This is a genomic window from Vibrio pacinii DSM 19139, assembly GCF_000711795.1.
Taxonomy (GTDB): domain Bacteria; phylum Pseudomonadota; class Gammaproteobacteria; order Enterobacterales; family Vibrionaceae; genus Vibrio; species Vibrio pacinii.
Genome location: NZ_JONH01000005.1, coordinates 15,428 through 37,090 on the forward strand (window position 1 = coordinate 15,428; position 21,663 = coordinate 37,090).

24 protein-coding genes and 9 tRNA genes are annotated in these 21,663 nt (G+C 46.8%); 12 read left to right on the forward strand and 21 right to left on the reverse strand.

What is annotated here, in order from left to right:
* Nucleotides 1-3: 3 nt before the first annotated feature.
* The gene (locus BS19_RS04405; RefSeq protein WP_038173613.1) at nucleotides 4-975 is read right to left on the reverse strand and encodes a calcium/sodium antiporter; all 972 of its coding nucleotides are present in this window, start codon (nucleotides 973-975) and stop codon (nucleotides 4-6) included.
* A gap of 242 nt (nucleotides 976-1,217) precedes the next feature.
* Here BS19_RS04405 and mlaF point away from each other — a divergent pair, with 242 nt between their 5' ends.
* The 8 genes from mlaF (at nucleotide 1,218) to BS19_RS04445 (ending at nucleotide 6,633) form a co-directional block, all read left to right on the forward strand.
* Nucleotides 1,218-2,015, forward strand: coding sequence for a phospholipid ABC transporter ATP-binding protein MlaF (gene mlaF / locus BS19_RS04410; RefSeq protein ID WP_038173614.1), 798 nt, complete (start codon nucleotides 1,218-1,220; stop codon nucleotides 2,013-2,015).
* Nucleotides 2,015-2,803 (forward strand): lipid asymmetry maintenance ABC transporter permease subunit MlaE, encoded by a 789-nt coding sequence (gene mlaE, locus BS19_RS04415; RefSeq protein ID WP_038173615.1) that lies wholly within the window; start codon nucleotides 2,015-2,017, stop codon nucleotides 2,801-2,803. The genes mlaF and mlaE overlap by 1 nt, the downstream gene beginning before the upstream one ends.
* Before the next feature lie 2 nt (nucleotides 2,804-2,805).
* Nucleotides 2,806-3,285: an outer membrane lipid asymmetry maintenance protein MlaD gene (gene mlaD / locus BS19_RS04420; protein ID WP_038173616.1), complete on the forward strand. Its 480-nt coding sequence runs from the start codon at nucleotides 2,806-2,808 to the stop codon at nucleotides 3,283-3,285.
* A gap of 10 nt (nucleotides 3,286-3,295) precedes the next feature.
* Entirely contained in the window at nucleotides 3,296-3,940 is a 645-nt protein-coding gene (mlaC, locus tag BS19_RS04425; protein WP_038173618.1) for a phospholipid-binding protein MlaC, read from the forward strand.
* On the forward strand, nucleotides 3,933-4,262 hold the full coding sequence (locus BS19_RS04430) for an STAS domain-containing protein (protein WP_038173620.1): 330 nt from the start codon (nucleotides 3,933-3,935) through the stop codon (nucleotides 4,260-4,262). Before mlaC ends, BS19_RS04430 begins: the two co-directional genes overlap by 8 nt.
* Nucleotides 4,255-4,509 (forward strand): BolA family iron metabolism protein IbaG, encoded by a 255-nt coding sequence (gene ibaG / locus BS19_RS04435; protein ID WP_038173622.1) that lies wholly within the window; start codon nucleotides 4,255-4,257, stop codon nucleotides 4,507-4,509. The genes BS19_RS04430 and ibaG overlap by 8 nt, the downstream gene beginning before the upstream one ends.
* Before the next feature lie 9 nt (nucleotides 4,510-4,518).
* The gene (gene murA, locus BS19_RS04440) at nucleotides 4,519-5,778 is read left to right on the forward strand and encodes a UDP-N-acetylglucosamine 1-carboxyvinyltransferase (RefSeq protein ID WP_038173623.1); all 1,260 of its coding nucleotides are present in this window, start codon (nucleotides 4,519-4,521) and stop codon (nucleotides 5,776-5,778) included.
* Between the two features lie 114 nt (nucleotides 5,779-5,892).
* A complete protein-coding gene (locus BS19_RS04445) occupies nucleotides 5,893-6,633 on the forward strand; it encodes a 1-acylglycerol-3-phosphate O-acyltransferase (RefSeq protein ID WP_038173625.1) in 741 nt (246 codons plus the stop codon).
* Nucleotides 6,634-6,906: 273 nt separating this feature from the next.
* On the opposite strand, the gene BS19_RS04450 is transcribed toward BS19_RS04445, so the two are convergent.
* The 13 genes from BS19_RS04450 to mutY form a co-directional block, all read right to left on the reverse strand.
* Nucleotides 6,907-6,982, reverse strand: a tRNA-Asn gene (locus BS19_RS04450).
* Between the two features lie 37 nt (nucleotides 6,983-7,019).
* Nucleotides 7,020-7,095, reverse strand: a tRNA-Thr gene (locus BS19_RS04455).
* 10 nt (nucleotides 7,096-7,105) lie between these two features.
* Nucleotides 7,106-7,181 (reverse strand) — tRNA-Asn (locus tag BS19_RS04460).
* Between the two features lie 18 nt (nucleotides 7,182-7,199).
* Nucleotides 7,200-7,275, reverse strand: a tRNA-Thr gene (locus BS19_RS04465).
* Between the two features lie 53 nt (nucleotides 7,276-7,328).
* Nucleotides 7,329-7,404 (reverse strand) — tRNA-Phe (locus BS19_RS04470).
* A gap of 221 nt (nucleotides 7,405-7,625) precedes the next feature.
* Nucleotides 7,626-9,251, reverse strand: coding sequence for a methyl-accepting chemotaxis protein (locus BS19_RS04475; RefSeq protein ID WP_038173626.1), 1,626 nt, complete (start codon nucleotides 9,249-9,251; stop codon nucleotides 7,626-7,628).
* Between the two features lie 292 nt (nucleotides 9,252-9,543).
* A tRNA-Asn gene (locus tag BS19_RS04480) sits at nucleotides 9,544-9,619 on the reverse strand.
* Between the two features lie 12 nt (nucleotides 9,620-9,631).
* A tRNA-Phe gene (locus tag BS19_RS04485) sits at nucleotides 9,632-9,707 on the reverse strand.
* A gap of 7 nt (nucleotides 9,708-9,714) precedes the next feature.
* A tRNA-Thr gene (locus tag BS19_RS04490) sits at nucleotides 9,715-9,790 on the reverse strand.
* A 56-nt stretch (nucleotides 9,791-9,846) separates the two neighbouring features.
* Nucleotides 9,847-9,922: transfer RNA gene (locus tag BS19_RS04495), tRNA-Phe, on the reverse strand.
* A 106-nt stretch (nucleotides 9,923-10,028) separates the two neighbouring features.
* Nucleotides 10,029-11,162, reverse strand: coding sequence for a membrane-bound lytic murein transglycosylase MltC (gene mltC / locus BS19_RS04500; protein WP_038173627.1), 1,134 nt, complete (start codon nucleotides 11,160-11,162; stop codon nucleotides 10,029-10,031).
* 71 nt (nucleotides 11,163-11,233) lie between these two features.
* Nucleotides 11,234-11,506, reverse strand: a complete 273-nt coding sequence (locus BS19_RS04505) for an oxidative damage protection protein (RefSeq protein WP_038173630.1) — start codon at nucleotides 11,504-11,506, stop codon at nucleotides 11,234-11,236.
* Nucleotides 11,507-11,524: 18 nt separating this feature from the next.
* Nucleotides 11,525-12,580, reverse strand: a complete 1,056-nt coding sequence (gene mutY / locus BS19_RS04510) for an A/G-specific adenine glycosylase (protein ID WP_038173632.1) — start codon at nucleotides 12,578-12,580, stop codon at nucleotides 11,525-11,527.
* A 212-nt stretch (nucleotides 12,581-12,792) separates the two neighbouring features.
* On the opposite strand from mutY, the gene trmB reads away from it, so the two are divergent.
* Entirely contained in the window at nucleotides 12,793-13,512 is a 720-nt protein-coding gene (gene trmB / locus BS19_RS04515; protein ID WP_038173633.1) for a tRNA (guanosine(46)-N7)-methyltransferase TrmB, read from the forward strand.
* 139 nt (nucleotides 13,513-13,651) lie between these two features.
* Nucleotides 13,652-14,572, forward strand: coding sequence for a glutaminase B (glsB, locus tag BS19_RS04520; RefSeq protein WP_038173634.1), 921 nt, complete (start codon nucleotides 13,652-13,654; stop codon nucleotides 14,570-14,572).
* Between the two features lie 57 nt (nucleotides 14,573-14,629).
* Here the strand turns inward: glsB and hemW are convergent, their stop codons facing one another.
* The 7 genes from hemW to BS19_RS04555 all read right to left on the reverse strand — a co-directional run bounded on the left by hemW (nucleotide 14,630) and on the right by BS19_RS04555 (nucleotide 19,396).
* Nucleotides 14,630-15,808, reverse strand: a complete 1,179-nt coding sequence (gene hemW, locus BS19_RS04525) for a radical SAM family heme chaperone HemW (RefSeq protein WP_038173636.1) — start codon at nucleotides 15,806-15,808, stop codon at nucleotides 14,630-14,632.
* Nucleotides 15,808-16,404 (reverse strand): XTP/dITP diphosphatase, encoded by a 597-nt coding sequence (locus tag BS19_RS04530; protein ID WP_038173638.1) that lies wholly within the window; start codon nucleotides 16,402-16,404, stop codon nucleotides 15,808-15,810. The genes hemW and BS19_RS04530 overlap by 1 nt, the downstream gene beginning before the upstream one ends.
* A 28-nt stretch (nucleotides 16,405-16,432) precedes the next feature.
* The gene (locus tag BS19_RS04535; RefSeq protein WP_038173639.1) at nucleotides 16,433-16,864 is read right to left on the reverse strand and encodes a DUF4426 domain-containing protein; all 432 of its coding nucleotides are present in this window, start codon (nucleotides 16,862-16,864) and stop codon (nucleotides 16,433-16,435) included.
* Between the two features lie 49 nt (nucleotides 16,865-16,913).
* On the reverse strand, nucleotides 16,914-17,204 hold the full coding sequence (gene yggU, locus BS19_RS04540) for a DUF167 family protein YggU (RefSeq protein WP_038173640.1): 291 nt from the start codon (nucleotides 17,202-17,204) through the stop codon (nucleotides 16,914-16,916).
* Complete coding sequence (locus tag BS19_RS04545) at nucleotides 17,204-17,761, reverse strand: YggT family protein (protein WP_038173643.1); 558 nt, start codon at nucleotides 17,759-17,761, stop codon at nucleotides 17,204-17,206. The genes yggU and BS19_RS04545 overlap by 1 nt, the downstream gene beginning before the upstream one ends.
* A gap of 38 nt (nucleotides 17,762-17,799) precedes the next feature.
* On the reverse strand, nucleotides 17,800-18,618 hold the full coding sequence (proC, locus tag BS19_RS04550) for a pyrroline-5-carboxylate reductase (RefSeq protein ID WP_038173644.1): 819 nt from the start codon (nucleotides 18,616-18,618) through the stop codon (nucleotides 17,800-17,802).
* A gap of 61 nt (nucleotides 18,619-18,679) precedes the next feature.
* Nucleotides 18,680-19,396 (reverse strand): YggS family pyridoxal phosphate-dependent enzyme, encoded by a 717-nt coding sequence (locus BS19_RS04555; RefSeq protein ID WP_038173645.1) that lies wholly within the window; start codon nucleotides 19,394-19,396, stop codon nucleotides 18,680-18,682.
* A 25-nt stretch (nucleotides 19,397-19,421) separates the two neighbouring features.
* Here BS19_RS04555 and BS19_RS04560 point away from each other — a divergent pair, with 25 nt between their 5' ends.
* Entirely contained in the window at nucleotides 19,422-20,459 is a 1,038-nt protein-coding gene (locus tag BS19_RS04560) for a type IV pilus twitching motility protein PilT (protein WP_038173646.1), read from the forward strand.
* An 11-nt stretch (nucleotides 20,460-20,470) separates the two neighbouring features.
* Nucleotides 20,471-21,577: a PilT/PilU family type 4a pilus ATPase gene (locus tag BS19_RS04565; RefSeq protein WP_038173648.1), complete on the forward strand. Its 1,107-nt coding sequence runs from the start codon at nucleotides 20,471-20,473 to the stop codon at nucleotides 21,575-21,577.
* Nucleotides 21,578-21,663: the final 86 nt, after the last annotated feature.

Consider the following 21,663-nt stretch of genomic DNA (forward strand, 5'->3'; position numbering starts at 1 on the left):
AGATTATGCGGTCATATTCATGATCAGGTAGCCTTGATAGGCAAAAAAGCAGCACAATAGTACGCCACCTTCCAGTCGATTCACGCTGCGTGATTTGCCTAATGCCATCACCACTAGTAACAGTGATACGCCGAGCATCACCCAGAAATCGCGCCCCATAGCGTATTCACTCAAAATAGCGGGATTCAAGATGCCAGGGATGCCCATTACGGCGAGAATATTAAATACGTTAGAGCCGATAATGTTCCCTACGGCCATATCATCTTCGCCTTTCATGACTCCAGCAATTGAAGCTGCCAGTTCTGGCAAGCTGGTGCCAACGGCAATGATCGTGAGACCAATCACCAGATCACTCATACCGAAGTACTGGGCAATAATCACCGAGTTATCGACTAACATCGAAGCCGAAAAGGGCAAGATAATCAGGCCAATCACAACCCACACTGCAGCCTTAATATTGCTCACGCCATCAGGCACTTCAGATGCTTGTTCTTCAAGCATTGCATCAGCGATGCCACTGGTTTTTTCTTTGTGGCTGATGCGGAGCATTGCCAAAATAAAGGCGGCAAACAAGACAAACAACAACACGCCTTCGTAGAAGCCTAAGTGACTATCCCACAATAAGACGCCAGCCAGAATGGTCACTCCAATCATTAAAGGCAGTTCACGGCGCAGTACCGCCGAACTGATTAATAAAGGTTTAATCAGCGCAGTAATCCCTAAGATCAGCGCAATATTGGCGATATTTGAACCTAACACATTGCCTACAGCCGTGTCGGTTTTGCCTTCCAGTGCTGCTGTCGCGGAAACCATCATTTCGGGTGCAGAGGAGCCCATCGCTAGAATAGTCATACCGATAACTAAAGGAGAGATACCAATATTGCGTGCGAGTGCGGCAGCACCAAATACCAGTTTGTCAGCACTCCAAACTAAAAAGACTAATCCAATAATGAGAAACACAACGGCTTCGAGCATGATAATTCCTAATCCATATACTTCGAGAGAATTTAACCGTTAATTTTGACGGTTTGGCTATTAAAAGGGAAGCAGTTCATTCAATTAATTGTTATGCGATGATAACAAGTCAATGGAAAGCAAGTCGCTATATATTAAAGTGCTAATATTTGATTGCCTCACAATTAATTGCGCCATGCTTTAAATTCTGCATTAATGTGCTTATGATTGCCCATTGTTACTGGAACGAATAAGAGTTCAACATGGAATCTGAAGACTTAGTGACGGTAAAGCAGCTAACGTTTTCTCGCGGAGAGCGCAAAGTCTTTGATGACGTGAATTTGCGTGTGCCAAAAGGAAAAGTGACCGCGATTATGGGGCCATCAGGGATAGGAAAAACCACCCTGTTGCGTTTGATTGGTGGACAGCTTTATCCGCAGCAAGGTGAAATCTGGTTTGATGGTCATAACATTCCCTCGTTGAGTCGGCGTAAGCTCTACCAAGAACGCAAAAAAATGAGCATGTTATTTCAGTCAGGGGCGTTATTTACCGACCTGTCAGTGTTTGACAACGTTGCCTTCCCACTGCGAGAGCATACTGAGTTAGATGAAGCGTTGATCCGCACTTTAGTGCTGCTTAAACTTGAAGCTGTTGGACTACGCGGCGCGGCGCAGCTTATGCCGAGTGAGCTATCTGGCGGCATGGCAAGACGTGCTGCGTTAGCTCGCGCGATTGCCCTTGATCCCGCCCTTATTATGTTTGATGAACCTTTTGTTGGCCAAGACCCTATCACGATGGGGGTACTGGTTGAGTTGATTCATAAGTTGAATCAAGCTCTGGGGGTAACGGCTATTGTAGTGTCTCACGATGTGCCTGAGGTGATGAGTATCGCTGACTGGGTGTACATTCTAGCCAACGGAAAGGTGGTGGCGTGTGGGACGCCAGACGAGTTACGTGACAATCCCGACCCACAGGTACAACAGTTTCTTAAAGGCAACGCGGATGGACCTGTGCCATTTCGTTATCCAGCCCAGCCGCTCGCTAAGGATCTCTTTTCATAATGGTAAATTTAATTGATATCGTCGCCTCTGTTGGCCGTCGATCCATGTCAGTCTGTGAGTCCTTTGGTCGCGCCAGTTTAATGTTGTTTGGCGCTTTATCTAGTCGACCACAGCCCGTTAAAAATTTCCCGTTACTCGTAAAGCAACTGTATAGCGTTGGAGTACAGTCGTTACTTATTATTGTCTTGTCAGGGCTATTTATTGGCATGGTATTGAGCCTACAAGGTTACGTTATCCTTGTGGATTTTGGTGCCGAAGGGGCATTGGGTCAGATGGTGGCGCTGTCTTTGTTAAGAGAGCTAGGCCCGGTGGTTACGGCTTTGCTTTTCGCTGGGCGAGCTGGGTCAGCTTTGACGGCTGAAATCGGTTTGATGAAGGCCACTGAGCAGCTGTCGAGTCTGGAAATGATGGCGGTTGACCCATTGAAACGCGTGATCGCCCCGCGTTTTTGGGCTGGGATAATATCGATGCCACTGCTGGCGATGATTTTTACCGCGGTGGGCATTTGGGGAGGTCAATTGGTGGGTGTCGATTGGAAAGGCATTGACTACGGGAGCTTTTGGTCTGCGATGCAAGCCTCGGTTGAGCTCGGCCAAGATATTGGTAACAGTATGATAAAGAGCTTTGCCTTTGCCATTACGGTCACTTGGATCGCACTATTTAACGGTTATGATGCGATTCCAACCTCAGAAGGAATCAGTCGAGCAACGACGCGTACCGTCGTTCACTCGTCATTGGCAGTACTTGGTCTAGACTTCGTACTAACTGCATTGATGTTTGGGAACTAATCATGCAACAAACAAGAAAAACAGAATTATGGGTTGGTAGCTTTGTACTTGCTGGAATTTGCGCAATTCTAGTGATGATCTTTCAAGTCGCTGACGTTAAAGGGCTTGGATCTGGTGATACTTACACCCTCAATGCCGAGTTCGATAACATTGGCAGCCTAAAGGTTCGTTCTCCAGTGAAAGTCGGAGGTGTTGTTATTGGCCGTGTGACTAATATCGGACTCAATACCGAGTCACTGTTACCTGTGGTGACGATGGCAATTAGCCGTCGCTACGATCAGTTCTCAGAAACATCAAGCGTCAAGATCCTTACTTCAGGTTTGATTGGTGAACAGTATATCGGTTTGATTCCAGGCTTTGTGTTTGAAGATGAGCAGATGCTGGTCGATGGAGACTACATTGAAGATACCAAGTCGGCGTTAGTATTAGAGGACTTGATTGGACAAGTACTATATAGCGTTGGTGGCTCGGACAGTGAATAAGGAGCAATATATGTTAAAGAAGTTAGTGCTTACTCTTTTTACTTTGTTGGTGGCATTTGGTATTAGAGCGCAAGAGGTTGACAAAACGCAGCCGTACCAGATGATGACAACGGTTGCCGAGCAAGCGTTTCAACGTTTGAAGGCCGAGCAAGAACGTATCCATCAAGACCCTGAATATTTAAAGGTGATCGTAGAGCAAGAGTTGATGCCGTATGTTAACGAAAAGTACGCCTCACTTAAGCTGTTAGGTCCGAATTTAAAAGGCGCTAAGCGCGAAGATGTGATGAGATTTATTGTCGCCTTTCGCGCTTATCTAGTGACGTCCTACGCTCAGGTGTTGACTCAATATAGCGACCAGGTGATCGAGTTCGCCCCTGAACCAAAACTTGATCCAAATAAGAGTATCACAAGCATCAAGGTCGATATCATTGATGCACCTCGACCGAATATTAAGCTGGAGTTTAAACTGCGCCGTGATAAAAATACCGGTGAGTGGCAAGCGTTCGATATGATTGCGGAAGGGATTAGCCTACTGTCGAGCAAGCAATCTGAGTGGAATACTAAGTTACGTCAAGATGGAATTGTTGCCGTAGCTGATGAACTTGAACAATTGGCTAAGCAACCGATTCGTTTCGAGAAAAAGAGTGATGAGTAATTCACAATGGCAGACAAGTGGCCAGCATCGTTATCTGCTCAGTGGTGATTTAGACCGCAATAGTGTCCCTGCGTTATGGCGGATTCTTAAACAGCAAACCTTTCCCCAAGGTGAGGTCGTCGTGTCGCTGGATCAGGTAGTTCGTGTCGACTCTGCGGGTATGGTTATGCTGATTCATTTAATAGAGCATGCAAAAAAACAAAACTGTCATATAATGCTCAGTTTCGTGCCGGATGAACTGCACACATTATTTCAGTTGAGCAATGTTGAACAGTTCGTTGCTGAGCATTTAAAGAATACAACAGGGGTGAATTGTGGATAACGCAAAAGTACAACAGATTTTGAATGATGCTCTGCATCTAGCAGAGTTACATGTCAAAGGTGAAGGCAGCCATTATGAAGTAGTTGCTGTTGATGCTTGTTTCGATGGAATGAGTCGCGTTAAGAAACAACAGCTAATTTATGCACCACTGATGGAATACATCCAAAGAAATGACATTCACGCTGTTTCTATCAAAGCTTACACTCCAGATGAGTGGGCTCGTGATAAGAAGTTGATGTCACTGTAAGGTTTTAGAATGGAAAAGTTTCGAGTAATTGGCTCTAAAAAGCCTTTAGTGGGTGAAGTCACCATCTCAGGTGCAAAAAACGCCGCCCTACCTATTTTGTTTGCGTCAATATTGGCTGAGGAGCCAGTAGAAGTCGCCAACGTACCGCGTTTGCGTGACATTGACACCACGATGGAGCTGTTAAAGCGCCTTGGTGCCAAGGTTGAGCGTAATGGTTCAGTGCATGTTGATCCAAGTAGTATCAATGAATTCTGTGCGCCATACGATTTAGTCAAAACCATGCGAGCTTCTATTTGGGCTCTTGGTCCTCTTGTGGCACGTTTTGGTCAAGGTCAAGTCTCATTGCCAGGTGGTTGTGCGATTGGCGCCCGTCCGGTTGATCTGCATATTCATGGTCTAGAGCAATTAGGCGCTACGATCACACTAGAAGATGGTTATGTTAAAGCGCACGTTGATGGTCGCCTTAAAGGCGCACACATCGTGATGGACAAAGTCAGTGTTGGTGCGACGATTACAGTGATGTGCGCAGCGACGTTGGCTGAGGGGACTACGGTACTTGATAATGCAGCGCGTGAGCCTGAAATTGTTGATACCGCGGATTTCCTCAATAAACTGGGCGCGAAAGTAACGGGTGCTGGTACTGATACCATCACCATTGAAGGTGTAGAACGTTTAGGTGGTGGGCAGCATTCCGTTGTTGCTGATCGCATTGAAACCGGAACCTTTCTTGTTGCGGCTGCGGTTTCTGGTGGCAAAGTGACGTGCCGTAACACTAAGGCGCATCTACTAGAAGCGGTACTGGCAAAGTTAGAAGAAGCCGGAGCGCTGGTGGAATCTGGAGAAAACTGGATTTCGGTTGATATGACCGATCGCGAGCTAAAAGCGGTGACCATCCGCACTGCGCCTCATCCGGGTTTTCCAACGGATATGCAAGCGCAGTTTACCTTGTTGAACCTGATGGCTAAAGGTGGCGGTGTCATCACTGAAACCATCTTCGAAAACCGCTTTATGCATGTTCCTGAGCTTATGCGTATGGGAGCGAAAGCCGAGATTGAAGGCAATACCGTGATTTGTGGTGATGTTGAAGAGCTCAGTGGTGCACAAGTGATGGCAACCGATCTTCGCGCTTCAGCCAGCTTGGTTATTGCTGGCTGCATTGCTAACGGCGAAACCATTGTTGATCGTATTTATCATATCGATCGTGGTTACGATAAAATCGAAGATAAATTGTCGGCTCTTGGCGCAAAGATTGAACGTTTTCGCGATTAACGATAAAATGAGCTAACGCTTGTAAGCCGAAACGCGAGTTTCGGCTTTTTTATGACTATCCGATCAGTTAGAGTTCCGACCAACGATTGATCCTCTCTGTTCTTGGAGACCCCAATGATTGCACTATTACGTGTATTGGCTGTTGCGATTTTTGCAATTGTGATGTTTGTGTTTGGTTGCGGCTACTGTTTGTTAAGCCCCCGCAACCCTAAGCACGTTTTTACCTTTGGCCGCCTCTTTGGCAAGATGTCGCGAGTATTCGGGATTAAGCTTGAACTACGTATTCCACCAGACGCCTACCAACGCGGTCAGCATGTTTATGTTGCTAACCACCAGAATAACTGGGACCTGTTTACCGTTTCTTCTGCAGTGACACCTAAAGTGGTGACTGTGGGTAAAAAAAGCCTCGCTTGGATGCCTCTATTTGGCCAGCTTTACTGGCTAACAGGTAATATCTTAATTGATCGTGGCAATCGCTCGAAGGCAAAAGGAACGATAGACCAAGTCGTGGACAGTTTGAACAGCAGTGATGTCTCGGTGTGGATGTTCCCTGAAGGAACCCGTTCACGCGGGCGTGGCTTACTGCCATTTAAAACCGGCGCCTTCCACGCGGCGGTTGGGGCTAAACTACCGATTATTCCTATTGTATGTAGCTCGACCGCAGGGATTAAGCTCAACCGTTGGAACAATGGTCATGTTATTGTTGAAATGCTGCCACCAGTCTCTGTAGAAGGTTACAGTAAAGAGAATGTTCGCGCCCTAGCGAACCTCTGCCGTGAGCAGATGAAAGATAAGCTAGAAGCGTTAGACAAAGAAGTCGCGATGCTTAATCAACAGCAAGGTGTGAAGGCGTAGGAGGGGAGCTTTAAACTACGGCGAATACTTAGCTTATTAACACGGATTACAGCCCTAGTCGAAAGACTGGGGCTTTTTATTGCCTATTTGAGGCCATAAAGATGTGAGGTGCTACAAGTGATTGGTTGAGCGCTGTTTGCCGACTCTATTAACCGTACTCAGGATTGACTAACTGGACTTCTATTAACAGGACTTTTATTAACGGAATTAAGAGTAGGGCGATGGCAATCAGTGGATACAAAAAAGCCAAGTCCGAAGACTTGGCTTTGAATGTGGCTCCTCCTGCTGGGCTCGAACCAGCGACCTGCGGATTAACAGTCCGTCGCTCTACCAACTGAGCTAAGGAGGAATTATTCGTTTACGAGCTTTCTTCTTAAAAGAAGAAATGGTGCCGACTACCGGAGTCGAACTGGTGACCTACTGATTACAAGTCAGTTGCTCTACCTACTGAGCTAAGTCGGCACACTAAAAGTGGCTCCTCCTGCTGGGCTCGAACCAGCGACCTGCGGATTAACAGTCCGTCGCTCTACCAACTGAGCTAAGGAGGAATTGTTCTTTTTAAATAATGGTGCCGACTACCGGAATCGAACTGGTGACCTACTGATTACAAGTCAGTTGCTCTACCTACTGAGCTAAGTCGGCGCACTATTATTTTGCTATATTGTTCGTGCAAGACACCAACAATTAATAAACTGTGGTGCCCGGAGGCGGAATCGAACCACCGACACGAGGATTTTCAATCCTCTGCTCTACCGACTGAGCTATCCGGGCAACGAGGTGTATTAAAATGCTTTTCGTGTTTTAGGTCAACACTAAAATGCAAAAAAAAATATCGTTTGTTGTTTTTCTATACTTAATGGGCTGTTTTTATCCATTTTGACTAAGAAGTGTATAAAGGGCAGTAGCACTGATAACTCATCACTAAGCAAATAGTTTGCTTTGAACATCAAAAAAGCACGCGAAAAGGCGTGCTTTTGCGGCTCCAAGAGCGTCTAGTGTTTAACAGTAAATTTACTTACCCAGCTTTCCAGTTCGTTGGCGAGTTGAGTTAGGCTTTGGGTGCTATTGTGGCTCTGAGTCACCACACCACTGAGCTGGTTACCGCTCTCCTCGATTAAGTTAATACGCTGCGAAATATCGTCACTGACTTGAGTCTGTTCAGCGGCTGCAGTGGCAATTTGATGGCTCATCTGAGAAATTGATTCTAAAGCGATAACGATCTGTTGCAGTGCTTCCGAGGCGTTTTGTGATTCTACGACAGTACTTTCGCTGGTTTCGGCACAGACTTCCATTGTCTGGATGGCGTTGCGAGAGCCTTGTTGTAGATTAGTGATCATCTCTTGGATCTCTTTGGTGCTGTCTTGAGTGCGACCTGCTAGGTTGCGAACTTCGTCAGCAACTACGGCAAAGCCGCGCCCTTGCTCACCAGCGCGTGCGGCTTCGATGGCAGCGTTGAGTGCGAGTAAGTTGGTTTGCTCGGCAATACCACCAATTACATCGAGAACTTTCACTATGCTATTAACATTGTTATCGAGCTCGGCTACCGCTTTACTAGCCGCACCGAGTTGACTCGCTAGGCCTTGGATATTGTCGACGGTGTTATGAATGAGTTGTTGAGTATGCTGACTCTGTTTGTCGGCTTCATCAGTATTGCGCGCGGTGTCACCAGCTGAATCCGCCACATTGTTGGCAGAAGAGGCCATTTCGGTCATTGCCGTTGCTATCATCGCGGTGGATTGCTGTTGAGAGTCCGTTAGTTGAGAGATGCTCTTTGAGCGCTCTTCAACACTGGCAAGCTCATTACGCAGAGCGTGCATTGAGCCATCGAGGTTGTCGACCAATTGAGCTAAGGAGCGACTCATCTGCTGGACTGCCTCATAGATACTGCCTTGCGGGGCTTGATGTTCAAATGAAGTCTGTATTTTACCATTTGCCACTTCTTGTACGGCGCGACGGACATCTTGTGGTTCCCCACCAAGTAGAGCTAGCATGCGGCGAATCGACAAAATTAGAATGGCTAAAATAGCGGAAGCAATAATTAAACACAGTAATAGCTGCCATTGTGCGGTAGCCCAGAAGCGAGCATTGACTTCATTAAAGCCAATCCCTGTTCCCACCACCCAATTCCAGCGTGGTGTTTTTTGTGCAATCGAGAGTTTTTCTTCAATGCTGCCGTCGGCTTGTTTTTGCGTCCAGGTATACTCGACCACTTGCCCCGTTTTACGTCCGATAACATCTTGAATTAATTGACCGACGCTGTTGCCCTTACCATCTTTAAAATCGTGAAAGCTGGTGCCGTGTAATTGTGGGTCTAACGGTGTCGCGACAAAGGTCATGTTTTCATCGGCAACGTAAACGTACTCATTGTCTTTGTAGATATTGTTGCGCAGTAGACGAGTAGCCAGTGCTTTGGCTTGCTGCTCCTCTAAAGAACCATCCGCCGCCATTTTCTCGACTTCGGTCAAAATGCTATAGGCACTGTTAAACAGTTCGGTTACGCGTGCTTTATTATCTAAGTTACTTGCAACACGTAAGGTCCACAGACCTGTAGCCGTTAAAGCAAGTAATGCGATGAGGATAATTCCCGACAATAAATAAGCTTGTGTCTTTAGTTTCATAAAATCGCTCACAATTAGTTCACATTACACTTGATTGAGTTCTTTTTTGACTCATTTCATCTTGCTGTCATCTTAATGTAGAACCTCTCTAGTAAATAGCAAACAGGGTTTGTTTTATGATGAGGATTAAATTTTAAGGTCGAAAAAAGTATTTTTTACATTTTTCACATACGAGTAACGGCACGATCTGAGCTGGAATAAGGGCAACGAAAAGGTAAGGTCAATTAGAGTAGAGGTTCGATGACATGCTGGAAAACAAAAAAGCCAAGTCCGAAGACTTGGCTTTTGAAATTGGCTCCTCCTGCTGGGCTCGAACCAGCGACCTGCGGATTAACAGTCCGTCGCTCTACCAACTGAGCTAAGGAGGAACTATTTTTATATGGTGCCTCGAGGCGGAATCGAACCACCGACACGAGGATTTTCAATCCTCTGCTCTACCGACTGAGCTATCGAGGCAAAAGAATGGTGCCGACTACCGGAGTCGAACTGGTGACCTACTGATTACAAGTCAGTTGCTCTACCTACTGAGCTAAGTCGGCACACTAATATTCTTTGCTTATTCTGTTGCTGTCTAAAGACACCAACAATTAAATTGTGGTGCCCGGAGGCGGAATCGAACCACCGACACGAGGATTTTCAATCCTCTGCTCTACCGACTGAGCTATCCGGGCAACGGAGCGCTATTAAACGGATTTTCCTCTTTGCCGTCAACTTGTTTTTAGCAAAAAATTCAAAAAAGTGGCCAAGTGCTGATTATTTAAGCAAAATAGGTGATTATTACTTACCTGAATTGAAATCTTTTTTGAATTTGGTCACTTTTTCTAAGTAACGGCGCGCTTCTGCATTCGGGTGCTTTTGGGTTAACGCCCAATAAACCTGATTTGGCTGTAGTGAGTTAAGATCGCGCATGGCACGTTTACGGTCACTCCGGTTAAACGTATTCAGTACTCCACCAGTGCCGCCGTTGTAGGCGGAAATCATACTGTACTCCAGTGATGTTGGGTTACTGACATCCTTAAGGTAACGATTTTTCAGGATGTAAAAATAAGCGGTGCCTGTATCAATATTATTCTCTGGATTGAACAGATATTCAGGACTTGGCTGTCCAGCTCTCTTTTTCACTAACTCGAAAACATCACGCCCAGCAGTTTTCGGTACAACTTGCATCAGTCCATAGGCATTGGCCCAGCTGACGGCGTAGGGGTTGAAACTGCTCTCGGTTTTAATGATCGCGTAGATCAAATCTTCTGGTATGCCATATTTATTTGATGCACGTTGAACGATGTCGGCGTATTGGTAACTACGAATTTCGAATTGCTCAGCCACCATCGGAATTTCGACATAGTAGGCTTTCTTGAAGTCGACATCTTTCACTTTGAGTTTGTTGGCAATCAGATAGTCTGCAAAGCGGTTCGCGCGCCATGACCACTGAATTGCCTTGTTATCTTGGTCGACAACTTGACGATAGAGAAAAGGTTGGCCTTCCAAAGTAATCTCTTTCGACGAGAATAAATCGACATTAGCAGGATCGTCTGGAGTGAGTAACGTTGTGATGATGGCGTTTTTCAGGTGTGCTTTGGGATCGGTGGGAGAGACCGTCTCAATCGTGATCAAGCCCTTGTCGAAGTTAACCTCAGATCGGCTGAGATAGTTATCGATGTATTTGACGTAGTTGCTTTTACCGGCAAATTTGATCTCATTTCGCCCCCATCGCTTCTCGATATTGCCAGAAAAGCTACCGATTAATGAATCAAGAGCGGCAGTGTCTTTTTCAAACTGACCAGGCAATTGAGCCAAATTTTTAGCAAAGCGATTGGTGGGTTCGTAATCAACGCGATAAATGTTTTCAATAAACTCACGACTGCAGCCAGTCAGAGCAAACGCCATCAACAGGTACGTTAACTTTCTCATAGGTTTCCTAAAAAAATGACATCACTGCGGACAATGATGTCATTTCGGTTGTGCTTCTCTTGGACCTAACCTTACTCGCTAGGTGGTGTATAGCCTTCGATATGAACGTCTTTGCCTTCGAATAGGAAGTTGACCATTTCGGTTTCGATCAACTTACGGTGCTCAGGATCCATCATATTAAGTTTCTTTTCATTGATCAGCATAGTCTGTTTGTGTTGCCACTCAGCCCATGCTGGTTTAGAAATGTTGTCAAAAATACGTTTTCCTAGCTCACCTGGGTAGAGCTGAAAGTCGAGACCTTCGGCTTCTTTTTGTAGTCGGGTACAAAATACAGTGCGGCTCATAACGATTCCTTAAAATAATTAACGGTGAAGTTCATGGGGTAGGCTTTGCAGCAGTTGTTTTACTGGTGCAGCCAAACCGATCTCTTCTGGTTGAGATAAGTTATACCAAAGACCTTTGCTTGCTTCCATTATCACATCGGGTTGCTTTGATAGGTCTAGCAAAATAGGTGTGATATCGAGGTGGTAGTGACTGAAAGTGTGGCGAAAGGCGATCAGTTGTGTTTGACGCTTGATCGTTGCAGAGGTGACGCCACGTATTTCGAGAGGATGAGACAAATCAGCGTGCTGATTTTCGGGAAAGCAAAACAGTCCACCCCAAATCCCGGTTTGCGGTCTTTGCTCAAGCCAAACGTAGCCATTGTAGTGCAGCATAGCAAACCAAGTCTCTTTAATCGGTTTGTCTTTTTTGGGCTTTTTCCCCGGATAATCCAATGGATTGCCTTGTTTATTCGCTTGGCATAACGTTGCTACCGGACATAAGGTACATTTAGGTTTGCTGCGCGTACAGACCATGGCGCCCATATCCATCATGGCTTGGTTATATTTATCGACATCGACCTGAGGCGTATGGTTTTCTGCGTGTTGCCAGAGTTGATTTTCTACTTTCTTCTGTCCTGGCCAACCTTCAACGGCAAAGCAGCGCGCGAGGGTACGTTTGACATTGCCATCTAAAATAGCGTGTGGTTGTTTATGGACCGATGACAGAATCGCCGCCGCTGTTGAACGACCAATACCCGGTAAGGCATTCATCTGCTCGATATCGAGTGGAAACTCGCCGTGATATTGCTCAGCAACGGTCTTGGCGGCTTTGTGCAGGTTGCGCGCCCGAGCGTAATAGCCGAGTCCGGTCCACAAATGCAACACTTCGTCTTGCTCTGCATTGGCGAGATCGACCACAGTTGGGAAGCGTTCAAGAAATCGTTGATAGTACGGGATAACCGTTGTTACTTGAGTTTGCTGCAACATAATTTCCGACAGCCATACACTATAAGCGGTCTTATTATGCTGCCACGGTAGGCTTTTACGCCCATAATTTTCATACCACTGTAAAATGGCGTTAGCGAAAGGAGTCACGGTCTGCTCAACATTTTATATTTTTAGTTAGACAAAATTGCACCACAAATATTGGGTAAAGTACAACCGATAAACAGTAAGGATAAACGTAATAAAGTTTGCAAGCCAAGGCTAATAAGCGGCGAATTGCGCTAAAATACTTGCACCAATGACGATTCTTTGGATAATCACAATCCCTTTCAGGCGAGACCAATTTTTAAACAGGCAAAATCATGAGTGAAGTGACCACTAACGAATACAACGAAGACGGTAAACTGATACGCAAAATTCGCAGCTTTGTTCGACGCGAAGGTCGTCTGACCAAAGGTCAGGAAAATGCGATGAATGAATGTTGGCCGACAATGGGAATTGATTACCAAGACACGCTGCTTGATTGGCAACAAGTGTTTGGTAACGACAATCCCGTGGTGCTTGAAATTGGTTTCGGTATGGGCGCATCACTGGTTGAAATGGCGAAGAATGCGCCAGAGAAAAACTTCTTGGGTATTGAGGTCCACAGCCCAGGTGTGGGTGCGTGCCTTTCTGACGCTCGTGAAGCCGGCGTGACGAATTTACGCGTGATGTGCCACGATGCGGTTGAAGTGTTTGCTCACATGATTCCAGACAGCAGTCTTGCAACGCTGCAACTGTTTTTCCCAGACCCTTGGCACAAAAAACGTCACCACAAGCGCCGTATTGTTCAGCTCGATTTTGCCGAAATGGTGCGTCAAAAACTCATTGTTGGTGAAGGCATTTTCCATATGGCGACTGATTGGGAAAATTACGCTGAGCATATGATTGAAGTGATGAACCAAGCGCCAGGCTTCGAGAATATTGCGTCAGACGGTGACTTTGTCCCTCGCCCTGAAGAGCGCCCACTGACGAAATTCGAAGCTCGCGGGCATCGTTTAGGTCACGGTGTATGGGATATCAAATACAAGCGCGTAAAATAAACGACGCTTGTGGTAGCCGCGCCGCTGTGTTTGCAGTAACTTAGCGCTTTAAATGATGATTGCGAAAGCCAACACTTGATGTTGGCTTTTTTGACCCTAGAAGAAAATAATAATAACTAATTGATTTTTAAGGTTGATAATGAAACCAACACCAGAAATTCTTGCTGATATTCTCAACGAAGTGCGGCCGTTAATTGGTCACGGAAAAGTGGCTAATTATATTCCTGCTTTGGCGAAAGTGCCGGCGAATAAACTCGCTATCGCGGTGTTTACTAACCAAGGCCAAGTGATAAAAGCGGGCGATGCTGATGAAGCATTTTCTATTCAGTCGATCTCGAAAGCGCTCAGCCTCACTCTTGCCTTGGGCTTGTATAAGCCGGAAGAGATCTGGTCGAGAGTGGGGAAAGAGCCCTCTGGTCAAGCGTTTAACTCATTAATTCAGCTTGAGATGGAACAAGGCATCCCGCGCAATCCATTTATTAACGCCGGGGCAATTGTGGTGGCTGACTTGCTCAATAGTCGCCTTTCTGCGCCGCGTCAGCGTTTGTTAGAGTTTGTGCGCCAGCTTTCTGGTGATACTCATATTTGCTACGACAAAACCGTGGCAGCCTCAGAAATGATGCACAGTGACCGTAACGCGGCGATTGCCTATTTGATGCGCTCGTTTGGTAATTTTGAAAATGAAGTCATTCCGGTGTTGAATAATTACTTTCATGCCTGCTCGCTGAAAATGAGCTGTGTTGATCTGGCGAAAACCTTTAGTTACTTGGCCAACAAAGGAACGTCGGTACAAACGGGTAAAGCCGTGATTACCCCAACGCAAACTAAGCAGCTCAACGCCTTGCTCGCGACATGTGGCTTGTATGATGGTGCTGGTGAGTTTGCATATCGTGTCGGCATGCCGGGTAAGTCAGGCGTCGGTGGCGGTATTATTGCCATCGTTCCGGGTGAAATGACTATCGCGGTTTGGTCGCCAGAGCTTGACCCATCAGGCAACTCATTGGCGGGTACCAAAGCGTTAGAGCTATTGTCCGAACGTATCGGCCGCTCGATATTTTAGCCTGAAGAGAACGCTGCGCAGATGCTTGCGCAGCGTTATTATCTCATCATTCTGGTCTTATTCTTCTTCCGCCATAAAGGCTTCGAGCAAGTCGTTTAAAAACAGTTTACCTTTCTCGCTAATTTGCCAGTGTGTCTTGGTTTGATTGAGGTATCCCATCTCAATTGCCCAGTTAATGGTCGGCTCAATCGAGCTAAATTCAAGCCCTGTCGTGTCAAGAAAATCTTGTTTTGGGCAGGCTTCCATTAGGCGAAAGCGGTTCATAAAGAACTCGAAAGGCCTATCTTGCGTCGCAACTTCTACCTCACTATTTAGGTATGGCTTGACCATATTATCAAACGCTGCGAGGTAGCCTCTAGGGTGTTTGATTTTGGTGGTTCGTATAATGCGCCCATCAGTGAAACTCAGCTTTCCGTGCGACCCGCAACCAATGCCTAGGTAGTCACCAAAGCGCCAATAGTTGAGGTTATGCTGACATTGATAACCGGGTTTGCTGTAGCCGGATATCTCATATTGCACATAACCAGCCGCCGCCAGTTTTTGATGCCCTTGTTCAAAAATATCCCATAAGTCGTCATCATCAGGCAAAGTCGGCTGCTTGTAATAGAACAGGGTATTAGGCTCAATGGTTAACTGATACCAAGAGAGGTGCGGAGGATTGAGTGCAATCGCTTGGTCTAAATCGCTTAGCGCTTGTTCAACCGATTGATCCGGTAAACCGTGCATAAGATCGAGGTTAAAGCTGTTTAAGCCAATTTGATGGGCTAATTTGGCCGCATTGACGGCTTCTTCTTGACCGTGAATCCGACCTAGTCTGATAAGCTTTTGTTGCTCGAAGCTCTGTACACCGATAGAGATGCGTGTCACTCCAGCGCGGCGATACCCTGCAAAACGCTCTGCTTCGATGGTACCAGGGTTGGCTTCCATGGTGATTTCGATTGCGGGCTTGAACGGGATGCGCTGCTCAATGCCTTGTAGCAGATCTTCAATACCTTGAGCCGAGATAAGGCTTGGCGTTCCGCCACCAATGAAAATGGAGTGCAGTGGGCGCGAGTTCGCATTTAATTGGTAACGTTCAATGTCATTATCTAAATCTTGCAGTAACGCAGCGATGTAGGCTTGTTCTGGAATCTCCGCTTTGAGCTCGTGTGAGTTGAAATCACAATAGGGGCACTTTTGTACACACCACGGGATGTGTACATAAAGGCTCAAATCAGGGGGAGTTAGCTGGCCCATTATTGTTGCTCGGCAAGGATCGCAAACAACTGTTGTAGCACTTTACCACGGTGTGATAGCTGCTTTTTACGCGCAGGTTCGAGCTCGGCAGAAGCGCAGTTGTCTTCAGGAACATAAAACACAGGATCATAGCCAAAGCCATTTTCGCCGTGTGCCTCAGTGAGTATACGGCCTTGCCACTGACCATGGCACACAATCGGTGTCGGGTCGTTTTCGTGGCGCATCAGAACCAACACGCAGTGAAAACGCGCTGTACGTTTCTCTTCGGGTACATCTTGCATTGCTGCAAGCAACTTATTGAGGTTTTGTTGATCGGTCGCGTCTTCTCCTGCATAGCGCGCCGAGTAAATACCTGGTGCGCCATTCAGGGCGTCGACTTCAAGACCTGAGTCATCGGCAATCGCTGGCAAGCCGGTTTGCTGTGCTGCGTGGCGTGCTTTGATAATGGCATTCTCGATAAAGGTGGTGCCAGTTTCAGCGGCCTCAGAAATGTTGAACTCGCTTTGCGCCACGACATCAAAACCAAAATCGGCCAATAAGCCGGCCATTTCACGAACTTTACCTTGGTTACCAGTGGCTAAAACAATCTTGCTCATGGGGATTCATCTCCTAATGCGCGCGGCATTACTCTTCTACATAAAATTTCTGGCTGAACTTTAATCTTCCCGTGCCTTTAATGCCAGCATTAACATCAATATCAAAGGTCAGTCGTTCTTCGTCAGAGATAGGAAACTCGGCGAGGTAGTAAATCGCGTCACCTTCTTTGACTTCTTTAAAACTCAGTTGGCGAGTTTGACCAATGAGATTTTTGCTGCTGCCAGAGATGGTCGCTGTGGTTGCAGGTTTGCCTACTTGAGAGTTATCGAGCACGCTGATATTCAGAATCGCCGAGTAGCCATTGCGTTTAAGTTGATAGCTGCGGGCAACTTGGGCGGTTAAAAACGTCGAGTTGAATGCCGAGTAGTGGACTTCGACATCTTTGATTGTTTTGAATTGGCCTGCCCATGCGGGCAGCGTCAGCGTTGTGACTAGCAATAATACCAACCATTGTTTCATGGGATTTCCTTGTGTTGCGTTGCTATGGGAGATGCCAAAAGAAAAGCCATCATAGGATGGCTTTAATCTCTGCTGGAATCGTACTTGGTGAGCTAATCCTGACTTGTTTATGCCGTCCTAGCTGACCTTTTTCTATGTTGATTAACCCTTTGGCCACTTTAAATTGCTTGGCGAGGAACTTACTTAAATGAGCATTTGCTTTGCCATCTACCGGTGGTGCGGTGATGGCGACTTTGAGCTCTTCGCCATGCTCACCAACGATTTTGTCTCGGCTGGCTTTCGGTTGAATATAGAGGCGAAGTACTAAATCATCGCCATCAAACCAAGCCGCTTGAGACATTATAGTTGATGCCAAACTGGGCCGATCAAATCGCCCATTAAGAAGTTGGCAAACTGCAATACAATAAACAGCACTAGGACACTGAGGTCAAAACCGCCCATCGCCGGAAGGATGCGACGAATTGGCGCTAACATCGGTTCAGTCAGTTGATGGAAAACATACTCAACTGGGCTGCGACCTTGGCTTACCCAACTTAAAATTGCGCGCAGCAATAATACCCAGAATAGTAACCCGCCGGCGGCTTTAAGCAATGAAAGCATGCCGAGCAGTAAAAAGTCGGCACTGAATGAAACCGAACCGCTCGACGCAATCAAAATAAGGGCAACAAATTTAAGCACACACAAGACGTAAGCGAACAATACTGTGGCCAAATCGAGACTTCCCACTGATGGGATCACGCGGCGCAGCGGAGCGACCACGGGTTGTGTGACTTTGACAATGAACTGAGAAAACGGATTGTAGAAATCAGCCCGAGCCGCTTGCAGCCAGATCCGTAAGATCACCACCATGATGTAGAGATCAAACAGGGTGGATATCAGAAAACTCATTGAATTCATAGGTGACCCTTATTTTCTAGAGCAACATGCTCTGACAATTAAAATAGTTTTTCCATCTCTTCGGCGCGTGCCACTGCAGCTTGCATTGCTTTAGCGACTATATCCGAAAGTTGATGATCGTTGAATGTTCTTAGTGCTTCGGCGGTTGTTCCGCCTTTAGACGTCACGTTTTCACGCAGCGTCGACAATTCTGTCTCAGGATTCTCAACCACCATACTCGCTGCGCCAAGCGCGGCTTGTTGCACTAACTGGCGCGCCGTCGGTTGGTCAAAGCCTTGTGCAATCGCTTCAGCTTGCATTGCTTCCATAAATAAGAAGAAATACGCAGGTGCGCTGCCGGCTGCGGCAATCACATTGTTAATTCCTGATTCGTGCTCGACCCAGCACACTTTACCTACCGCTTGCATCAGTTGCGCTGCAAATGCTTTGTCTTGCTCTGCGACATGCGCCGGAGCAAACAGTCCGCTCATCCCCAAACCCAGTTGAGAAGGGGTATTTGGCATTACGCGCACCAGATTGAGCTGGCCATTCAGCATCTGATTCAATCGTTCGCAGTTGATACCCGCTGCAATTGAAATGACCAGTTTATTGCTAAAATCGATAGCTTGCAGCGGTTTGCACACATCGGCCATCATCTGCGGTTTTACGGAGAGAACCACCACATCGGCTTGTTGCGCAGCCTGTAGATTGTCGCTGGTGGTGTTAATACCAAGCTGCTGCTCAAGCGGCAAACGTCGCGTTTCAGACGGCGCCGTGGCAGTAATGAGTTCTGCTGGGTATCCATCAGAAACGAGGCCAGACACAATCGCACTAACCATATTTCCTGCACCGATAAAGGCAATCTTCTTGTGTTCCATGGGTGACTCTATCCTTAATTACTTAGGTTTTTGTTGCTCAATTCGTTCGCACCAGACTCAATTAGTTCGCGCTCGAATAGTCACGAGCACCAAAAATAGCGGTACCAATACGCACCATGGTTGAGCCCGCTTCAATCGCTGCTTGCATATCGCCACTCATCCCCATCGATAGTGTATCGATATTTTGCTCTGGGAAGTGCTGAGTCAGCTTATGTTTTAACTGTGCCAATTGATTGAATGCTGCCAGCTGCGACTGATAGTTGCCCACATTGGCAGGAATCGACATCAGTCCTCTTAACGTGAGGTTTGGCAGAGAAGAAATCAACTCTGCAAGCTGAAAGATTTCATTATCACTGATACCTGATTTCGACGTCTCACCACTGGTGTTGACTTGGATAAGCACCTGTAGTGGCGGCATCCCTTGTGGGCGTTGGTCATTTAAGCGCTGCGCTATCTTGGCGCGGTCCACGGTATGGACCCAAGCAAAGTTTTCCGCCACATGGCGTGATTTATTCGACTGAATCGGACCAATAAAGTGCCATTCTAATGCTAATTCTGGGTGGTGTTGATTGAAGTAAGCCACTTTATCGGCCCCTTCTTGGACGTAATTCTCGCCAAAGGCGCGTTGACCTGCCTGAGCGGCCTCGAGAATTGCCTCCACCGGTTTCGTCTTGCTCACCGCGAGAAGTTGCACTGTGTCTAGACTGCGTCCACACTTTTGTTGTGCGCTTTCAATCTGTGAGGTGATCTGTTCAATGTTTTGTTGAATACTAGTCATAGCAGATTTTACTTAAGGATTTTAAATGGATATCACTGAGTTACTGGATTTTAGTGTAAAGCATAATGCGTCAGATCTACATCTTTCTGCTGGAGTATCTCCTATGGTGCGGATTGATGGGGAAGTTCGCAAGCTTGGTGTACCACCTTTTAGCCATTCAGACGTGCACCGTTTAGTGTTTGATATCATGAATGATGCTCAACGTCGTGAGTTTGAAGAACGTCTTGAGGCTGACTTTTCCTTTGAACTGCCAGATGTCGGACGTTTTCGCGTCAATGCGTTCAACCAATCACGCGGCTGCGCGGCGGTGTTTCGTACTATCCCAACCGAAATTCCTACCTTAGAGCAACTGGCAACGCCACAAATTTTTGAAAATATTGCCAACATGGAGAAAGGGTTAGTGTTGGTTACGGGGCCGACAGGATCGGGTAAATCGACGACGTTAGCGGCCATGGTTGATTACATCAATCGTAACCATAATAAGCACATCCTCACCATCGAAGATCCGATTGAATTTGTCCATAGCAACAATAAATGTTTGATTAACCAACGTGAAGTACACCGAGACACGCACAGTTTCAGCAATGCATTGCGCAGTGCACTGCGTGAAGATCCGGATGTGATCCTCGTGGGTGAGTTGCGCGATCAAGAAACGATCAGTCTGGCGTTGACGGCGGCGGAAACGGGCCACTTAGTGTTTGGCACGTTGCATACCAGTTCAGCGGCGAAAACCATCGACCGAATTATTGATGTCTTCCCTGGTAGCGACAAAGAGATGGTGCGTTCAATGTTGTCTGAATCTCTTAAAGCGGTCATTGCGCAAAAGCTGATTAAACGTATTGGTGGTGGCCGGATCGCCTGTCATGAGATCATGATGGCGACCCCTGCGATTCGTAACTTGATCCGTGAAGATAAGGTCGCGCAAATGGTCTCCGTTATTCAAACGGGGGCAGCACATGGTATGCAAACGATGGAGCAAAATGCCAAAAAGTTGATCGCTCAAGGTATGGTTGAACAAACCGAAGTGGCGAAAAAAATCGATATTGAATCGAGCATGTTTTGATAGAGGCCAAGATGGATATTGATACCTGCCTGCAACGAATGAACGATGATAAAGCTTCGGATCTCTATTTAACAGTTGGAGCGCCTATTTTGTATCGTATTGATGGTGAGTTGCGCGCTGAAGGTGAAGCTCTCGATCAACCACAGCTTGAGGCGCTGCTCAACACTATGATGGATGATCAGCGTCAACATGACTACGTGACCACTCGTGAAGCTAACTTTGCCATCGTGCGTGATTACGGCCGTTACCGAGTGTCAGCCTTTTTTCAACGAGAGTTGCCCGGTGCGGTGATTCGTCGGATAGAAACCACCATTCCGACGATCGAGCAGCTTAAATTGCCACAAGTGGTCAAGGATCTTGCGCTCGCCAAGCGAGGGTTAGTGCTGGTGGTGGGCGCGACGGGGTCGGGTAAGTCAACCACGATGGCTGCTATGACGGGCTACCGTAATACAAATCGCAGCGGACACATATTGACGGTGGAAGATCCGATAGAGTTTGTTCATCCGCATCAACAGTGCATTGTGACCCAGCGAGAAGTGGGGCTTGATACCGAAAGCTATGAGGTGGCGCTAAAAAACTCATTGCGCCAAGCGCCAGATATGATTGTGATTGGTGAGATCCGTAGTCGTGAAACCATGCAGTATGCGATGATGTTTGCCGAAACTGGCCATCTCTGTTTGGCGACGTTGCATGCCAACAATGCCAACCAGGCTTTAGAGCGTATTCTCCATTTGGTGCCCAAAGAGCAAAAAGAGCAGTTTTTGTTTGATCTGTCGATGAATTTACGTGGTGTGATTGGCCAACAATTGATTCGTGATAGCCAAGGGCAAGGTCGTCACGGTGTATTTGAAGTGTTACTGAATACGCCGCGGATGGCCGATTTAATTCGTCGTGGTGATCTGCATGAGCTGAAAGCTGCGATGGCAAAATCGACCCAAAGTGGTATGCAGACTTTTGACCAAGCGCTGTATCAGCTAGTAATCGAGGGTAAGATTGACGAACAAGAGGCGATGCACAGCGCCGACTCGGCCAATGATTTGCGTATGATGATTAAGACTCAGCGCGGGACAGGTTTTTCGTCGGGGAGTTTAGCCGATGTGAAAATCGATATGGATTAGGCTATATAACAGAACGCTGCACTGCGAGACTTAATTGATGGCAAAACAGAAGGGTAGACAGTCATGTCAACCCTTCAAACATTTCT

What these genes read in the sequence shown, in the direction of transcription:
- BS19_RS04405 (WP_038173613.1), bottom strand. Translation starts at nt 975, where the DNA reads ATGCTCGAAGCCGTTGTGTTTCTCATTATTGGATTAGTCTTTTTAGTT.
- mlaF (WP_038173614.1), top strand. Translation starts at nt 1,218, where the DNA reads ATGGAATCTGAAGACTTAGTGACGGTAAAGCAGCTAACGTTTTCTCGC.
- mlaE (WP_038173615.1), top strand. Translation starts at nt 2,015, where the DNA reads ATGGTAAATTTAATTGATATCGTCGCCTCTGTTGGCCGTCGATCCATG.
- mlaD (WP_038173616.1), top strand. Translation starts at nt 2,806, where the DNA reads ATGCAACAAACAAGAAAAACAGAATTATGGGTTGGTAGCTTTGTACTT.
- mlaC (WP_038173618.1), top strand. Translation starts at nt 3,296, where the DNA reads ATGTTAAAGAAGTTAGTGCTTACTCTTTTTACTTTGTTGGTGGCATTT.
- BS19_RS04430 (WP_038173620.1), top strand. Translation starts at nt 3,933, where the DNA reads ATGAGTAATTCACAATGGCAGACAAGTGGCCAGCATCGTTATCTGCTC.
- murA (WP_038173623.1), top strand. Translation starts at nt 4,519, where the DNA reads ATGGAAAAGTTTCGAGTAATTGGCTCTAAAAAGCCTTTAGTGGGTGAA.
- BS19_RS04445 (WP_038173625.1), top strand. Translation starts at nt 5,893, where the DNA reads ATGATTGCACTATTACGTGTATTGGCTGTTGCGATTTTTGCAATTGTG.
- BS19_RS04475 (WP_038173626.1), bottom strand. Translation starts at nt 9,251, where the DNA reads ATGAAACTAAAGACACAAGCTTATTTATTGTCGGGAATTATCCTCATC.
- mltC (WP_038173627.1), bottom strand. Translation starts at nt 11,162, where the DNA reads ATGAGAAAGTTAACGTACCTGTTGATGGCGTTTGCTCTGACTGGCTGC.
- BS19_RS04505 (WP_038173630.1), bottom strand. Translation starts at nt 11,506, where the DNA reads ATGAGCCGCACTGTATTTTGTACCCGACTACAAAAAGAAGCCGAAGGT.
- trmB (WP_038173633.1), top strand. Translation starts at nt 12,793, where the DNA reads ATGAGTGAAGTGACCACTAACGAATACAACGAAGACGGTAAACTGATA.
- glsB (WP_038173634.1), top strand. Translation starts at nt 13,652, where the DNA reads ATGAAACCAACACCAGAAATTCTTGCTGATATTCTCAACGAAGTGCGG.
- hemW (WP_038173636.1), bottom strand. Translation starts at nt 15,808, where the DNA reads ATGGGCCAGCTAACTCCCCCTGATTTGAGCCTTTATGTACACATCCCG.
- BS19_RS04530 (WP_038173638.1), bottom strand. Translation starts at nt 16,404, where the DNA reads ATGAGCAAGATTGTTTTAGCCACTGGTAACCAAGGTAAAGTTCGTGAA.
- BS19_RS04535 (WP_038173639.1), bottom strand. Translation starts at nt 16,864, where the DNA reads ATGAAACAATGGTTGGTATTATTGCTAGTCACAACGCTGACGCTGCCC.
- yggU (WP_038173640.1), bottom strand. Translation starts at nt 17,204, where the DNA reads ATGTCTCAAGCGGCTTGGTTTGATGGCGATGATTTAGTACTTCGCCTC.
- BS19_RS04545 (WP_038173643.1), bottom strand. Translation starts at nt 17,761, where the DNA reads ATGAATTCAATGAGTTTTCTGATATCCACCCTGTTTGATCTCTACATC.
- proC (WP_038173644.1), bottom strand. Translation starts at nt 18,618, where the DNA reads ATGGAACACAAGAAGATTGCCTTTATCGGTGCAGGAAATATGGTTAGT.
- BS19_RS04555 (WP_038173645.1), bottom strand. Translation starts at nt 19,396, where the DNA reads ATGACTAGTATTCAACAAAACATTGAACAGATCACCTCACAGATTGAA.
- BS19_RS04560 (WP_038173646.1), top strand. Translation starts at nt 19,422, where the DNA reads ATGGATATCACTGAGTTACTGGATTTTAGTGTAAAGCATAATGCGTCA.
- BS19_RS04565 (WP_038173648.1), top strand. Translation starts at nt 20,471, where the DNA reads ATGGATATTGATACCTGCCTGCAACGAATGAACGATGATAAAGCTTCG.